Below are 16,241 nucleotides of genomic sequence, written 5' to 3'. Positions count from 1 at the left end.
AATAATTCTTCCACTCCCCCCCACCTCTTCCTCCCAGTCACCAATTTTTCAATTCATCAACGTAGAATATGAACCTTAAAACTTTAGTTAGACAACCATTAACTAGTTGTATTGTCACTTTAATAGTTGGCTCTGTTGGAATTACATCTATTAATTCTGTAGTGGCACAACAAACTGCAAAAAACCCTACTTCATCTTTGGAAATGGCTCAATCTTCTTCACTCCAAGGAAGTTGGCGACTGGCAAACATGGCATTATTAGACTTGCCAACGCCGATGGTTCCTTCACAAGAACTAACAGCAGACTTTTCTGATGGACGCATTTCTGGTTCAGGTGGATGTAATCGCTTTATGGGTAGCTATGAAATTAAGGGCGATCGATTAACTATTAGTCCACTTGCATCAACTTTCAAAGCTTGTGAAGAACCGATTATGACCCAAGAATCTAAATATCTGAAAGCATTGCAAGGTGCTCAAAGATATGAGTTAGACGACAAGGGTCAATTAACAATTTATTATCAGACTGAACAAGAGTCAGGCGTTTTGCGCTTTGTTTCTAAAAATATCAGAGGCTTGTGGTAATTTTAGGAACTGGGGACTGGGAAATAGGAGAGTTTTGAATTTTGAATTTTGAATTATCTCCCCTGCTCCCCTGCGGTCTCAATAAGAGTAATTTACCAAATATTTTTGGTAAATTAGAAAAAAATATCTTTATGCCATGCAACAACGTCCAATTATTCCTATGCCTCAATCTCAACTAGCATTAGTCCTCAATATTATCACCGTTGTAGGTGTACTTGTGTGCCTGATTATTGCTATTCGTGGTTGGTTTGTTTTACCAGATGTAATTCCGGTTCATTTTAATATTTCTGGTCAACCTAATGGATGGGGTTCCAAAGCAATTATTTGGTTATTTCCTGCTTTAGCTATAATTGTGTCAGTCGGCTTAACTTTCTTAAGTCGTTATCCTCATTCTTTTAATTATCCAGTACAAATTAACCCGGAAAATGCGGCTCGTCAATATCAAATAGCCTGTTCCTTGCTTGACTTTTTAAAAGCAGAATTAACTTGGATATTAGTCTATTCGGTATGGTTGATTTACCATTTAGGAAAATCAACCTCAACGGAGTCTGGGATATTAGGATTACCATTAATATTTTTGATCGTTAGTGTGTTTACTACAGTAGGTTTTTATTTACGCCAAGCTTTTTTATATCGTTAATGCCTTTTTGAGGAAAATTGTAGGGACAAGGCATTGCTGGAGATAACGGTAGGGATTGCAAGTGTTAATGATGCCGTGTCCCTACCCTCACCAACAGACTTATTCAGCAAGCTCTATTTAGAGGTGAACAAGCGGAAATAAAGGGATTGGGAAAACTCTTTAATTGGAAAGGCAATATAAGTAATCGGGTTAATGGTAACAATAATGTCCCGAAAATCTCGCTTTGCCAAAGCTACGATCGCCCAAGCTATCCATCGAGCAGACATTACACCATAAGGATTTAGTTGACTCTTAAATGGGCCTAAAATTAACTTACGAATAACGCAAGGAGCATCTAGGCGACGCAGAGTAATCAAGTCTCCAAGAGTTCTTTTAGACAACTCATACAAAGGACTGAATGCTGGATTTACTTCTGCTTCCGATGTGTTGATCCAGAGTTCTTTAATCGCTTTGTGGTCAGATTCTGTGACAGTTTCTAGAAATAATTCTGCTAATCTCAAGGTGGAAAATGTGTTGATTTCGTAAGCTTTTTGGATTGCTTCAGGAGTGCGATCGCGCAACACATTCACCCCATGATTAACGATCAAAATATCAACAGTTTTCAGACGGTTGATTAAGTCTGCTTCCGCTCCTAATTCCCAGTAAATCACATTAATTCCTGGCTGAAATTCAGCCGATTTATTAGTAGTAAAAGCTACTACTTTAGCTCCTTGAAGGGAAAGTTCTTCAATTAATGCTTGTCCTAAAGTACCAGAAGCTCCGGTAATTCCTACTACTTTGCCCTTCAAAGATAGAGCAGTTCCCAACATTTTGTCCGTCAATGTAAAGTAGCCACAAAAGTAGGCATTACCCTGATCGAAATGATGTCGCCAGTGATAAGTACGATTCACTGTCCATTGGGAAGGTATTTCGACGAGATCTCCTTGCTTATGAGCAAAATCAGTGATAAGTAAATATCCTTGAGAGCGTGCGATCGCCGGAATCACAAAAACGAAAGAATACAAAACACCGAGCCACATTCCATAGATTCCATAGCTTTGAGCTATTCCTGCTGCTAAAGCCGTTACTCCAACCATTACCAGAGACTCAGGTACATCATTGTACCACTGTGCTTTCTTGTAAGCCTCTAAGCTGGTCATGCTCAAATCACGGCGATAAGCCTTGTGATGTAGGTTATGGAAGCTCTGTAAAGGTTTCCAGTAGTGTCCGGCGAGGTGATAAGTATCCCGTACCACTTCGGCAAATAGGACAGAGAGCAGTCCCAGCAGCAATTGGAGCAACAGTTGAGGGTATAGTAGTTGGAAGTCCATCCGGTTTGGTAAAGTTTTTTAGTTATTTGTCAACGAGGTTTATGGGTTAATAGTAATATGCTTAGGGCATTTCTAACCACATTCAACAAAATTTCTAGTAATCAGCCTTTTTCTTTGGCTTTCTGAATAAATATCTGGAATTATTTTAACTCTTGATTCTAACTAACTTTCCAGTTTGTATTATTAAGTCTATGAAATTAAATCAATTTTGGCGAATGTTTTAAGAATAATGGTTTACCCCAAATGCTGTTTCTGTTCCTAACATTTTGATTAAACATCGGTGTGGGATAAAGTATGGCAGATTTTGTCGATCGATCTCCACATTTAGTTTTCGTCCTATAAAAGCTACTACTTGTTCATGCAGTCCAGTTGCTTCCATATTAATTAATTAAGTTCTAGTATATTTAATTGTAGGGGCGGGTTTAGACGATAATATTTGATTCCCATAAATAATATCTGAACAAAACCCGCCCTTACCATACAATGTTTATCGAACCAGACATAACTTCCTGCATAATCTCTCAAAATTACACCCATATATTATTAGTACCAATTAAAAGCTAACCAACAAAAAACCATAATTTAAATAAGAGGCATTATGGCATCTATCCAAAGAAGGACATTTTTGTTTTACCAATCTTTAGTAAGTGCTTTAGCCCTAACTTTTCCCAGCAATTTCCCCTTCATCTTACCAGCAGCAGCCCACCGTACTTAGGTTGATAAGTTTTACTATTTTTCTCCTATCTATACAATTTGATTATGACTTACTTTAAAGACAGGTCAACTTGTTCATAGTTATTTATTAGCAATTATAGTGATTGAATTTGGACTTTGGCAAGCTCGACTTGGCTAGCAACGAAATCAGGTTTAATTTAGAAGTTTCATCGGTACACAGAGAGTACTTTAATAAGTCGGTTTTTCAGCGGCGCTGCATTAGTAAAAGAAGGCTCCCAAGAAAAAAGGCTGGTACAAAATCATTTCTGAATATTGGTTGAAATATAGCAACCACCAAGGCGATTAAGCCATTCTTGATTGCTCAAATCATTTATTTAATTTGGTCTTACCTTCTGCCTTCTGCATAAAAGCCTTTTGCTATACTTTGCGATCGCATAATGAAGTACACTTGACAAAAGCGAACAAGTTCAACCTTTTAGCTGAAGCGAGCAGTATTGGGCAAAATATACTTTCTGATAAATACCTTTAACTTTTTGTAATTTCCCTCAAAAAAATACTATTCCAAAAATGGGAAAAGTAATAATATAAGAAGCCTAACAGGAAAATTCAGTTATGACTGCTATATCACTTATGATTCCTGGCTACTCCATTTTGGAAATAATTCAAGATGGGGATGAAACAGTTGTCTATCGGGCACAAAGACAGATAGATCTATGTCCCGTTGTGATTAAGTTGTCAAAAGCTGAGTATCCTTCGCTCGAACTGGTGACTCGTTTGAAACATGAGTACCGAGTTTCTAGGAACCTTCAGTTCCCAGGAGTTGTACAGGCGCTAAGTTTGGAGAATCATCAACACCGCTTTGCCCTTGTTGTAGAAGATTTTGGCGGCATTTCGCTGAAGCGGTTATTGGAAAATGGGCCGCTATCGATCGCCTCTTTTTTGCCGATCGCTATTCAAATTGTAATGGTAATTGCTCAGATCCACGAGCAAGGGGTGATTCACAAGGATATTAAACCCTCTAATATCATTATTAATCCCATCGCCAACGAGGTGAAAATTACCGACTTTGGGATCGCTTCCCTATTGTCGCGGGGGGTGGCGGCGATCGCAACTCCTGAATGCTTAGAAGGCACGTTACCCTATATGTCCCCAGAACAGACGGGAAGGATGAATCGGGCAGTAGACTATCGTAGCGACTTCTACTCGCTGGGAATCTCATTTTATGAAATGCTGACTGGTGTATTACCTTATCAAAGTTATGACCCGCTAGAACTAATCCATCACCATATTGCCAAATCGCCGTTGCCGCCTCATACTCTTAATTCAGAGATTCCCGAAGTTATTTCTGCGATCGTTCTCAAATTAATGGCTAAAACAGCGGAAGACCGCTATCAAAGTGCTCGCGGATTGGAAGCTGATTTAGAGAAATGTCTGCACCAACTTCAGACAACTGGCAAAATAGAAACCTTTATTCCTGGTGAGATTGATGCTGCCAGCCAGTTATTATTGCCTCAGAAACTTTATGGGCGAGAAGCAGATATTGCCAGTTTGATGGCAGCGTTTGCCAGAGTCGCAGGAATAGGGAAAAGGGGAGAACTCTTAGCACCTTCATACACAGAAGCAAACTACAGCACAAACAATGGGCTACTCCCAGACTGTGCCAACAGCTTAAGGCATTCACAAAGCGAACTGGTTCTTGTTTCTGGCTATTCCGGCATCGGTAAATCATCACTGGTGAATGAGGTTCACAAACCTATTACCAAGCAACGAGGTTACTTCATTGCAGGCAAGTTTGACCAATTTAATCGCAATATTCCCTACTCAGCACTGATTCAGGCGTTTCAGGGGTTAGTACGACAATTGTTAGCAGAAGGGAACGATCGCCTAAAAATGTGGCGAGAACAACTCTCCATTGCCATCTCGCCAAACGGACAAATCCTGGTGGAAATGATTCCAGAAATAGAGCTTCTGATTGGGGAACAGCCGCCTGTAGCAGAGTTAAGTGCGATCGCTGCTCAAAATCGCTTTAATCAGGTTTTTCAAGCCTTCGTCAGGGTTTTAGCCCAACCCAAACATCCCCTAGTAATTTTCCTAGATGATTTACAGTGGGCAGATTTAGCATCACTTCGGTTTCTTCAGTTGCTGATGACCGATTCAGAGAGCCAATACTTGATGGTCATTGGTGCTTACCGGGATAATGAAGTGAGTCCAGAACATCCACTGGTGCAAACGGTTGAGAAGATTAAAACGGGCGAAATACTTGTGACAGAACTGCATCTCAAACCACTTGCACAGCAGCACGTCCGGGAATTTATTGTTGACACTCTCCATGAAGCAGAACGCACGAAACCCTTAACAGATCTGCTGTTTAATAAAACCCAAGGTAATCCGTTTTTCTTGTCGCAGTTGTTGAAATCGCTGTACCAAGAAGAACTGATTCACTTCGATTTTATGGAAAGACGCTGGCTTTGGGATTTGGAGCAAATTCAGAAAATTGGCATTACCGATCGGAGTGTTGTTGATTTAGTTATTACCAATATTCTCAAACTGCCGGAAGCTACTCAAAGAATTTTAAAAGATGCAGCTTGCATTGGAAACACTTTTAGTCTAGAAACGCTGGCAGTTGTCCGTAAACAATCTCTGCTAGATACGGCGGATGAGTTATGGGCGGCGTTGCAAGCTGGGTTGGTGTTACCTGTGACGAAAGATTACAAAGCGTTGTTGGTAAATGATGAGAATTCAGATGTTGCTCTAGCACTGACTAATAACAATATAGTTTACAAGTTTCTGCACGATCGCGTCCAGCAAGCTGCTTACTGCTTGATTCCCATCCAAGAACGGCAAGCTACTCACCTGGAAATTGGCAGACAACTGTTGAAAAGTCCCTATCATGCAGACAAACTGTTCGACATTGTGAGTCAGCTGAACATAGGAATTAGTTTAATTACTGATGCAGCGGAACAGCGGCAGTTAGCTGAACTGAATTTAGAGGCAGGACGGCGGGCAAAGGCTTCTCTGGCTTATACTGTGGCAATGAGATGTTTGGAGAAAGGGCTGCAACTATTAGCGGCTGAAGGTTGGCAACAAGATTACGAACTAACGCTGGCACTCCATGAAGAAGCAACTCAGGCGGCATTTTTAAATAACGAATTCGATCGCGCCCGAGAACTAGCAGAGATTACGCTCAAACAAGGGAAAACACTTTTAGAACAAGCTAGAGTTTACGAACTGCTGGTGCAGTTTTATTTAGCACAAAATCAAATGTCAGAAGCGATCGCAACTGCTCGGCACAGCCTCAATTTGTTGGGTGTTTCTCTGTGCAATGAATTACCCAACATATCTGATTTACAAAATCTGCTGACATTACCAGAGATGACCGATCCGTATAAACTGGCAGCAATGCGGATTCTTTGCTCTGTGGTGGATGCCTCTGCTGGCACACCAGACATCTTCCGTCAAGTTGTATTGACAATGGTGCAGCTATGTGTAGAGTATGGAAATTCTCGCTATTCTGCTTATGCCTACATGGTTTATGGCTGGTTGTTGTGTGGCGGATTAGAAGATCCCAAAATAGGTTATCAGTTTAGTAAACTCGCTCTTGATGTTTTGGCGAAATATAATGCCCAAGAACTTCGCTGCAAAATTGTGGAAATATTTAGTGCTTTTGTACAACATTGGCAAGAGCCTCTGAGTTTGAGCATACAACCGCTCGAAGATGAGATTCAAGGTTGCTTGGAAGTTGGCAATAAAGATTATGCTTGCTTCTGTGCGATGCACTATGCTTGTTATCTCACATTGGTGGGGGAACCTTTGGAGATAGTGCAGAAGAAACAGCAGATTTATGCTGATATGATTGCCAAGATGCAGCGAGATTTGCAGTTGACTTATACTCAAATTTGGCAACAAATGGTAGCCAATCTATTAGGACAAGCGAGCGATCCAACTCTATTGATTGGTAGTTATTTGGATGAATCAAAAGTTTTACCGAAACTATTTGCAGAAAACGGTAGTTTCTCAATTTTTGCTATTTATGTTGTGAAAACTCAACTTGCTTATTTATTTAAGCAGTACGATCGCGCAGTTGAGAATGCTCAACGGGCAACTGAGCATGAAATTAAAGCCGGAATTGCAACAACAGGAAGTTATCATTTTTATACTGTGCTATCGTTGCTGGCTTATAGTGCTTCGTTAAATGAATCGGAACGAACTCGATATCAATCGCAGATCGATCGCCATTTGAATTACCTGCGCTTCAGGGCTATCGAGACACCAGCAAACTATCAACATAAATATGACTTGGTGCAAGCCGAGATTGCCAGAATGAATCAAAAACTATTCGAGGCAATGGAATTGTACGATCGCGCTATTGCTGGTGCAAAAGCTAATGGCTATCTGCAAGAAAAAGCGTTGTCTTATGAGTTGGCAGGTGAGTTTTATCTGTCTCTCAATCGTTTAGAAATTGCTAAAACCTATTTAATTAATGCTTGCTATCGCTATGCACAGTGGGATGCTCTAGCCAAAGTGAGAGACTTGGAAGCCCGCTATCCAGAGCTTTTGGCTATTCTTTCTTCTAAAAAGACACTGGCGGGGAACCAGAAAACGCACACAACTAGCACATCAAGATGGGGTTCATCGAGTACACAAAGCAAGAATGAACTGGATTTGAGTACTGTAGTTAAAGCTTCGCAAGCTCTATCAGGTGAAATTATTTTAAGTAAATTGTTGGAGCGATTCATTCAATTAGCGATCGAAAATGTCGGGGCACAGCGCGGTGTGTTTCTCAGCCGTGAGGATAATAATTGGGTGATTGAATCAGAAGGATCAATTGAGCTAGAAAAATTCGCTTCCATTCGCAATTTACCACTTGAGGAACAAGTTCCGCTATCTACGATCGCCTACGTTGAACGAATTAAAAATCACGTTGTTTTAGATAATATTCAACTGGATTCTCGTTTTAACCAAGACCCTTATGTAATTAGCCAACAACCCAAATCGGTGCTATGTTTTCCGATTCTGCACAAGAAAGAATTGATGGGGATGCTTTATTTGGAGAATAGTTTGGTGATGGGTGCATTCACTCAGAGTCGCCTGGAAATCCTCAAGGTGTTAACTTCTCAAGCCGCGATTTCGATCGAAAATTCCCGCCTTTACACAGACTTGCAAACCTACTCAAAAGCGTTAGAAATTAAAAATCAGGCATTAGAGGAAAAAACAGCACAGCTGGAAACTACGCTGAAACATCTGCAAAATACCCAAGCCCAACTGGTGCAAACGGAGAAAATATCAAGCTTGGGACAGCTAGTAGCAGGTGTTGCCCATGAAGTGAATAATCCTGTCAGTTTTATTGCAGGCAACCTGGATATGGCGAAGCAGTATACTCAGGATTTACTAATGTTGGTGAATTTATATCAGCAGTATTTACCGAATCCGCCGCAAGAAATTCAAGATGCGATCGAGGAAATTGACTTGGAATATTTGCAAGAAGATTTGCCGAAGTTGCTCTCATCAATGCAAGTTGGCACTCATCGCATTCGCGGTATTATGTCTTCTTTACGAACCTTTTCACGCACTGATAGCGATCGCAAACAACCCGCTGATTTGCACGAAGGTTTAGAAAGTACATTACTGATTCTGCATCATCGTCTAAAAGCAAAAGATTTCCGTCCTGAAATCAAATTAATTAAAGAATATGGTGATTTGCCCAAAGTTCTTTGTTTCCCAGGACAACTCAATCAGGTATTTATGAATATTTTGGCAAATGGAATTGATGCAATAGATGAGTGCAGTCAAGGACGCAGTTACAAAGAATTGCAGCAAAATCCTTTTCAGATTCGGATTCGGACAGAGTTGCAAGATCAACAGGTAATAATTGCGATCGGGGATAATGGTTGTGGCATTTCTCCTGAAGTGCAAGAACGGTTGTTTGACCCTTTTTTTACCACAAAGTCCGCAGGCAAAGGAACAGGTTTGGGGTTATCAATTAGTTATCAAATTGTTACCGAGAAACATGGTGGCTCGCTAGAGTGTGTTTCTATGGTAGGTCTGGGAAGTGAATTTATTATTAAAATTCCCGTTAATTAATAAAATTCTCATACTGAGATAAGAACACCTCCGCCTCTGTTTCTCGTTCCCAGGTTGACTGAGATAAAAGCACTTCTGAGGCGGAGCCTCTATTTCTCGTTACCAGCTTCAACCTGGTAACGAGGTCTCTGGAGGTTCTACCTCCTTGGCGTGATTCCTAAGAACGACGTTTACGATCTATGTAAGTATTGCTTCCGCAAATCTTCAATTTCACGAGTCCGATTTTTTTGGTCGTTCAGAAATTGGTTTTGATACCTGAGATATTCTCCATGCCATTCGCAAAAACGGCGATCGCCATCCCGAACCAGCATTTGGCGATAATGTTCGCTAGAAAGTAAGTTTACTGGAATTTTACTAATAGCTGCCATAGTGGAAAACCTCTTGTTTTATCTCGATTAAAGTAAATTATAAATGATATATAGCAACCGCCTTAGCGGTTAAGGCAAGATGAAAAGCCAGAACCCTTGTTTTTACAGTTTTTTCCTTCTGCCTTCTGCTATATCTGCGATCGCACCGGAAAGTCTATGATGACGATAGTGCTTACGCGCCGCTACGTTAACTGTTGTGCTAACGAGTCGGGAGGTTATTTAAGCTGGATTTGCCATTAGACTTGGTATTAATGCTCTTTGCTTTTTGCTGTTGATAATCTGAGATGGAAATAAGTTGCCATTGGGAATTTTCTCCTAACTCCAATACCCATTTATGGTATTCAAATAAGCTTTCTCGATGTCCTACACTAATAAAATTCGTGTTACTTTCTTGTAACTGTTGATATAAATTTCCTTCATTTTTCAAATCTAAAGCACTGGTGGCTTCATCTAATATGGTAAATTGGGGGGAAGTTATGAGTATTCGTGCAAAAGCAATGCGCTGTTGTTCTCCCAAAGATAAGATATTTTCCCAAGGAACTTCTTTATCAAAACCTTGGATTCGCGGCAGTAAATTTTGTAAATTAACTTGTTCTAAAACTGCTTCGAGTTCTCGATCGCTCATTTGACGATCGGTATTGGGATAAAGTAACTGTTCGCGCAAAGTTCCCAAAATGATATAAGGACGTTGCGGTAAAAATAACATATCTTCTAAAGGAGGTCGGACTAAACGACCACTTCCAGCATTCCACAAACCTGCGATCGCACGCAATAGAGAACTTTTCCCTCTGCCACTTGACCCCACAATTAATAAACCTTCTCCCGGAGGTACAGAAAGTGATAACTTTTCTACTATAACCTGTTCATAATCGGGTGTTTGTAAAGTTAAATTCTCGAAAGCTAAACGATTGTCTTCTAGCGTTTTAATCGTACTTACATTTTGGTTTTTTTGACTAACTGATTCTATAGCATTTGATAATTCTGCTAATCGTTCAGCATAACTGGAAAATCGTCCTGAACTACCAAATTCACTAATTAATTGTCCTAAAGCATTAGAGAAGAGAAAACTACATAAACTGGCTTGTTGAATTTCGCCAAAATCAATTTTATCGGTAATAAATAAAGGTGTAAGTATAAACATTGAAAATACAGTAATAGCAGATTGATATCCCCTATTAAAAGCATCTTGACTTTTCTCCCAATTCAATCTGCGTTCAATGGTAGATATAACATTATTGAATCTCCGTTGGATGATTTTTGCTTCTTCAGCCTCTCCCTGAAAGAATGCTATTGATTCAGCATGATTCCGAATATGAGTTAAACAATAATTGTAGTCGGCTCTAAATTTAAGTTCCTCTTGATTAATCTTGTTCATTTCTTGATTCAAGTAAACGGCAATAACGTTACCCGCTATCGTATAAATAACCAAAATAATTGTAATTGTTGGAGAAATTGCCCAGATAATTATTAAAAAAGTTACCATTTCCAGCATTTTCTCCAGGAAAGTAGCTGAGAAACTGAGGAAATATTTAGCGATCGGTTCAATTTCTTGTGCTATACGTTGATCTGGGTTATCTAGAGCCGATTTATAGTTGATTTGATAATAGGCTTGATTGCTTAAGTATTTTTCTAAAATGTGATTATTTAGCCATTTGTACCAATCAAGAGCAATTTTTTTTCTAATAAATCTAGAAAATGCTACTAGAATAGTTACTACCACAATACCCAAAGTGGAAACCCATAAAGTATCAATATACTTAGAAAGGTCTCTCTCTTCAATAACAATATTGATTACATAGCGATTCCAGTAGCTATTAAAGGCAGTGATGCCCACCAGACCAAGTATTAATAATATCATCAGAGTTAGCATTCCCCACGATCTGATAACATCAGAAAATACTCTCCCTTCTGCCTTTGTAGGATACCAATAAGGTTGAGCGATCGATCTGACATCCTCCCAAAACTTAAAAAAATCGGAAGAATTACTCTTTTGGGGTTCATTATTAAGAGCTTGAGTTTGCATATTCCAGAAGTATAGGTTTTCTCGTCCTCACTTAACTAAAAATCAATGAGGGCGACGAAACTTATTATATCTGTATTTTGAATTATTTCAATCTAATTAGGTTTGTAGTAGCGACTTTAGTCGTACATTCCTTTCATAAAAGGACTAAAGTCCTCACAACAAACCTAATTTTTATCTATTAATCAGAATTTCCGCAATTGCTTCAGAGATCGGAAAATTTGGTGAATAGATTTCCATCCAAAAAAACTCCCCAACAGGGTTAACTTCAAGGAATACGTGGCGACCTTCGGGTGTGACGAGAATATCAATTGCCCCATAGTTTAACCCAAAATAAGCCATGAGTTTGAGCAGCTTTTTCTCAACATCTTCTGGCAAATTGTAAGCTTCCCAATCTTTAACTAAAGCTCTACCTTCTTTCCGCCAATCATAAGTAGACCCTGCCAATTTTTGCGAGTTCACTGCTGCTGTAAATACCTGATGTCCCACAATTGTTGTCCGTAGCTCTAAAGCTTTTGGCACATTTTCTTGAAATGTCATGGGACAAAAGCGTAGTCCTGCTAAATGTCCTAAATCTTCATCTGTTACCGGACTGGTGAAAACCACATTTTCGTGACCCTTCTCATCATAAATAGCAAAGGTAGAAAGCATTTTTGTAATAATACCCTGCTCCCGACACTCTTGGGCAAATTGTTTCACCGCCTCTGGATTATTTGAAGTTAAGGTGCGTGGTGTTAGCAGTCCGATTTCCCTGGCAACTTTTAACTGGAGTTGCTTATTTTTAGCTACATCTACATTGGACATTTTATCGAAATGAAATGCTTCTAGACTAGCGATCGCTCCCCTAACTGTAGCCCGACATTCTTCAATTGAAGCATCTCTAAATTGCTTATCCATTGAATCAGGAATTTTCTGCCCATAACGCATCCGGCGATACCAAACAGAGGAAACTTCACTTAAATCTAATGTTTGTTCGCCATCAGTAATAATTACCTGTTCCCCATCACTATATTTAATATCAAGTTGTACTTCGGTAGGAAATCTGTCTGTATCAAAACGAAAAGCTTTTTCTCCTTTGGATTCGATCGCTTTCATTACCAAAGGAATACTTTCGTTGTCGTTGCTGTAAGTAATAATTAAAACTGTCATTTGATTGAAGATATTAGTTGTTTAGCTAGATTTGTAGAACAGGTTAAATAAATTTTAGGAAATTAGAGCGTCTGCGATCGCACCAGAAATTGGCAAATCCAAATCTTTCTCCAACATTCCCCACTCTCCGATCGGATTAATTTCCAAAAACACATATTCTCCCGCTGGTGTCACAATAAAATCAAACGCTCCAAACAGCAACCCAAATTTACCCATAAAAGCTTTCAGACAACCAACAATTTCTTCAGGAAGTTGATGATGTTGCCATTTCCCAACATCAACACCAGGAGAACGCCAATCAACTTTCGCTCCTGCATAAATAGACGCATCTAGCGCCCCCACAAATACATTACCATTCACATACACCACCCGCAATTCCAACTGCTTAGGAATCTCTTCTTGAAAAACCATTGGGCAATAGCGCAGTGACTCAGCATCATGTAAATCTTCTTCTTTAACAACACTCGTGTAAAGAAAAAAAGAAGTTTGTTCCATACTCCGGGAAAGAGTAGTTAATAACTTACTCACCATTTTTCCCTTAACTTGTTGGAAAAATTCCCTTGCTGCTTCCGCTTTATTAGTAATAAGAGTCTGGGGAATCACAAAACCTACTTCAGAAGCAACTCGCAGTTGGCGCAGTTTATTATCTGCCACATTAATCTTTTCTAAATTATCTACCCAACGAGCTGCTCTTAAACTATCCCAAAAACCATCCAATGTTGCCCGTGATTCTTTAATGCAAGCTTCTCGGAACTGAGGTGCTAATTCTTCACCAAATTTTGGCTCCCATATCCGGCGCATCCACACAGCTTTCACCTGCTCTGTACTGATAGAATCTGCGCCATATTCCAGCCTGTGATAACTTTTATACCTGTCAAATTGTGCTGTTAATTGTACTTCTAGGGGAAACTTATCTGTGTCGAAGCGAAATGGTTGCACCCCTTTTTTTGACAAGGCTTCTGCTACTCTATCTATTGTGAAGAAATCACCACTGTGGGTAATCAGTAAAATAACATCACGGGACAAGGACATAATATATTTTTAAAGCCTTCAGCCAAGCTGATAGCAAAATTTACTTTATTAGGAAGGCATGACTTTACCATTTAAATTTGACTTTAAGATGATAAAAATCATGCTTCCAAGTGTAGTTGACACTTATGCGATCGCTCCTACTCCTTTCTTTTCAAATCGAGAAGCTGAAGTTAAAAATCTTCCCAATCAGAAGGATACTTGAAAGTAAATATAGGAGGAATAGAAGGAAAAGGAGGAGTAGGACTCGGTTCTGCTGGCTGTTCCTTTTCATCAGCTTGATGAATTGACATAGAATCATCCAAAAAGCGGGCGAAAAAAGGTACAGCTTTGCTATCTGTTACTATTTCTGTAGACATGATTTTTTCCTTGCAAAGTACTTTGCCAAATTCAATTATCGATCGGCTAAGTAGATTAGTCAAGCAAGCTCTAAAAATGGTCTTTTTTAGCTTCAAAGCAACTACCACAAGTAAGGAAATTGACAATAAAATTCTTAAAAGAAGCCCTCATCTTTTGTAGTTTTACTAAGAAAGTAGATGAGAAATTTCTAGTTTTTTGGTAATATAAATAATTCGCCCCTTTCGGGGCGGAATCTTTATTAGCCAAAGAAAGTTAATTCCCTGTTCTTGATTGCCAAATGTGTCTGCTGGATGCAAGCGTTCAACCGTTCTGCTAAAACCTGAACATGAGGTAAACGCAGGATTGTAACATGGTCGCCTGGAACAAAGTGGACATCCACTGGTTGGCTAGAAAAGGCACTCCAACCCAAAGCCTTATCTCTAGCATTTTTTGTATATTCAAGAATTTCCGGGTCAGAAATCTCAGACTCATCCACCGCAAAAACTTCCTTAGAGCGAAACACAGTAACAGGGACAGCATGGAACTGTTTTGGGACATAAGGAGTCATACTCTCAGCCCGATAAACTTGCAACACTTGGGACAAATAAGTTGGGTCAGCATCAGGAGCTAAAAGATCGGCCATTTTCAAAGAATCCAAAACATATTGAACTTGTGCCTCTGGAGCCAAAGATCGAAGTTGTTCAGCATCCAAATTTAACTCTTTACCATAGACAGCTTTCATGGAGTAATCAAAACTTAGCATCCATGAAACATCATCCAACTTTTCTAGGTGTTCTAAGTAGGATGTTGGTATTCGTTGTGGTGCTGTAGCATCAAAAATAGCCAGCAAAGCTACCTCTTCTCCCTGAGCGAGCAACTGGAGTGCCATTTCATAAGCTATTTGACCACCAAAAGAATGTCCAGCCAAAAAATATGGGCCTTGGGGTTGCACCGCCTGCATTGCCTGAATGTAGTGAGTAGCTTTCTCCTCAACAGAAGTCATGGATACCAATTTCTGCTTGTCATAAGTTGCTTGGAAGCTGTAGAAAGGTTGGTCTGGAGGAAGACAACGAGCCAAATTATACAAGTAGAACGGATAGCCACCTGCGCCAGGAACACAGAACAAAGGTGGATGCTCACCCCAAGGCTGAATTGCTACTATTGGAGAATCACCCCAAGTATCGGCATCTTTTTGCACCTCAATTGCTAACTGTTCGATCGTGGGATGTTGAAACAGAGTAGTTAAAGGGATATCCTTACCAAAGTGTTCCTTAAGTTGGCTCATTAAGTAGGGAGCTAACAGAGAATGACCACCAAGGTCAAAAAAGTTATCTTTTACCCCCACAACGTCAAGTTTGAGAATTGTTGACCAGATGTATGAGAGTTTCAGTTCTACGGGGTTCCGGGGTAAAACAATTGTATCCGAATTACTGTAACCAGAAGGTTCGGGTAAGGCGCGACGATCGATCTTTCCGTTAGGTGTTAATGGTAGAGCTTCCAGAGTCACAAAAGCACTGGGTATCATGTAATTGGGTAGCCTCTGTTGGATAAATTCACGCACTTGCGGCACCAAATTCTCCACCAACTTGCCTTGTAAGGGATTGTTTGTATACTCAGTCCAGGATTTTTTGGGAAGAGTCTCATTATTCCAAAAAGCGTAAGCCCCCGGTGTTTCAGGTCTTTGCATGGAACTGTTCGAGCACAATACCACATCGAATGAACCATCGTGACTACCCTTCCACCAACTCAGATGAACTGTGTAGCCAAAGCGCTCTCCCAACTCCCAAAACTGTTCAGGGTTAATGCCAGTTGTAGGCTGTTGTGCTAGCAGTTGGCGCAGTTCGTTTACTGTCTCAACAGCTGGCGGATTTTTCCAGAAAGCGCAAATTTGTAGTGCTTGCGACACTCGTTGATTAGGTACATTTCTAATTCCCAAAATCTGGGGCTGTTGTCGGGCGAGTTGTTGTTCAATTTGGGAGAAGGAAAGCTGGTCTAGATGCCAGTCTAACCAAGGAACAGCAGGATTATTAGGGGTTAGGGGTTGGGGGT

General features: G+C 40.0%; 10 protein-coding genes and 1 pseudogene. 3 read left to right on the top strand and 8 right to left on the bottom strand.

Annotated elements, in window-relative coordinates; translation table 11 throughout:
• The first annotated feature begins 68 nt into the window (after positions 1–68).
• Together IQ264_RS19560 and IQ264_RS19555 are read left to right on the top strand one after the other, a co-directional pair.
• On the top strand, positions 69–581 hold the full coding sequence (locus IQ264_RS19560; protein WP_193982484.1) for an META domain-containing protein: 513 nt from the start codon (positions 69–71) through the stop codon (positions 579–581).
• 136 nt (positions 582–717) lie between these two features.
• Complete coding sequence (locus IQ264_RS19555) at positions 718–1,221, top strand: DUF1648 domain-containing protein (RefSeq protein ID WP_193982483.1); 504 nt, start codon at positions 718–720, stop codon at positions 1,219–1,221.
• A gap of 113 nt (positions 1,222–1,334) precedes the next feature.
• Here IQ264_RS19555 and IQ264_RS19550 read toward each other — a convergent pair whose 3' ends face one another.
• Together IQ264_RS19550 and IQ264_RS19545 are read right to left on the bottom strand one after the other, a co-directional pair.
• Positions 1,335–2,531 (bottom strand): bifunctional sterol desaturase/short chain dehydrogenase, encoded by a 1,197-nt coding sequence (locus IQ264_RS19550; RefSeq protein WP_193982482.1) that lies wholly within the window; start codon positions 2,529–2,531, stop codon positions 1,335–1,337.
• 241 nt (positions 2,532–2,772) lie between these two features.
• A pseudogene (locus IQ264_RS19545) lies at positions 2,773–2,919 on the bottom strand (Uma2 family endonuclease); the annotation flags it as partial.
• An 899-nt stretch (positions 2,920–3,818) separates the two neighbouring features.
• Here IQ264_RS19545 and IQ264_RS19540 point away from each other — a divergent pair.
• Complete coding sequence (locus tag IQ264_RS19540; protein WP_193982481.1) at positions 3,819–9,287, top strand: trifunctional serine/threonine-protein kinase/ATP-binding protein/sensor histidine kinase; 5,469 nt, start codon at positions 3,819–3,821, stop codon at positions 9,285–9,287.
• A 170-nt stretch (positions 9,288–9,457) separates the two neighbouring features.
• Here the strand turns inward: IQ264_RS19540 and IQ264_RS19535 are convergent, their stop codons facing one another.
• The 6 genes from IQ264_RS19535 to IQ264_RS19510 form a co-directional block, all read right to left on the bottom strand.
• Positions 9,458–9,655, bottom strand: coding sequence for a hypothetical protein (locus IQ264_RS19535; RefSeq protein WP_193982480.1), 198 nt, complete (start codon positions 9,653–9,655; stop codon positions 9,458–9,460).
• Between the two features lie 199 nt (positions 9,656–9,854).
• Positions 9,855–11,678: an ABC transporter ATP-binding protein/permease gene (locus tag IQ264_RS19530; protein WP_193982479.1), complete on the bottom strand. Its 1,824-nt coding sequence runs from the start codon at positions 11,676–11,678 to the stop codon at positions 9,855–9,857.
• Between the two features lie 171 nt (positions 11,679–11,849).
• Positions 11,850–12,824 (bottom strand): MvdD family ATP-grasp ribosomal peptide maturase, encoded by a 975-nt coding sequence (locus IQ264_RS19525; protein ID WP_193982478.1) that lies wholly within the window; start codon positions 12,822–12,824, stop codon positions 11,850–11,852.
• Between the two features lie 54 nt (positions 12,825–12,878).
• Positions 12,879–13,856 carry an MvdC family ATP-grasp ribosomal peptide maturase gene (locus IQ264_RS19520; protein ID WP_193982477.1) on the bottom strand — a complete coding sequence of 326 codons (978 nt, stop codon included), beginning with the start codon at positions 13,854–13,856 and terminating at the stop codon, positions 12,879–12,881.
• A 170-nt stretch (positions 13,857–14,026) separates the two neighbouring features.
• Entirely contained in the window at positions 14,027–14,212 is a 186-nt protein-coding gene (locus IQ264_RS19515; protein WP_193982476.1) for a microviridin/marinostatin family tricyclic proteinase inhibitor, read from the bottom strand.
• Positions 14,213–14,451: 239 nt separating this feature from the next.
• Positions 14,452–16,241: alpha/beta fold hydrolase (locus IQ264_RS19510; RefSeq protein WP_228061660.1), on the bottom strand; the 1,790-nt coding region annotated here is incomplete at its 5' end.

Source organism: [Phormidium] sp. LEGE 05292 (assembly GCF_015207735.1).
In the GTDB taxonomy this organism is placed as follows: Bacteria; Cyanobacteriota; Cyanobacteriia; order Cyanobacteriales; family Aerosakkonemataceae; genus Floridanema.
Note: the sequence above shows the minus strand (reverse complement) of the source record. Positions and strands in the feature narration are given on the sequence as shown.

What these genes read in the sequence shown, in the direction of transcription:
- IQ264_RS19515 (WP_193982476.1), bottom strand. Translation starts at nt 14,212, where the DNA reads ATGTCTACAGAAATAGTAACAGATAGCAAAGCTGTACCTTTTTTCGCC.
- IQ264_RS19550 (WP_193982482.1), bottom strand. Translation starts at nt 2,531, where the DNA reads ATGGACTTCCAACTACTATACCCTCAACTGTTGCTCCAATTGCTGCTG.
- IQ264_RS19525 (WP_193982478.1), bottom strand. Translation starts at nt 12,824, where the DNA reads ATGACAGTTTTAATTATTACTTACAGCAACGACAACGAAAGTATTCCT.
- IQ264_RS19535 (WP_193982480.1), bottom strand. Translation starts at nt 9,655, where the DNA reads ATGGCAGCTATTAGTAAAATTCCAGTAAACTTACTTTCTAGCGAACAT.
- IQ264_RS19530 (WP_193982479.1), bottom strand. Translation starts at nt 11,678, where the DNA reads ATGCAAACTCAAGCTCTTAATAATGAACCCCAAAAGAGTAATTCTTCC.
- IQ264_RS19520 (WP_193982477.1), bottom strand. Translation starts at nt 13,856, where the DNA reads ATGTCCTTGTCCCGTGATGTTATTTTACTGATTACCCACAGTGGTGAT.
- IQ264_RS19560 (WP_193982484.1), top strand. Translation starts at nt 69, where the DNA reads ATGAACCTTAAAACTTTAGTTAGACAACCATTAACTAGTTGTATTGTC.
- IQ264_RS19555 (WP_193982483.1), top strand. Translation starts at nt 718, where the DNA reads ATGCAACAACGTCCAATTATTCCTATGCCTCAATCTCAACTAGCATTA.
- IQ264_RS19540 (WP_193982481.1), top strand. Translation starts at nt 3,819, where the DNA reads ATGACTGCTATATCACTTATGATTCCTGGCTACTCCATTTTGGAAATA.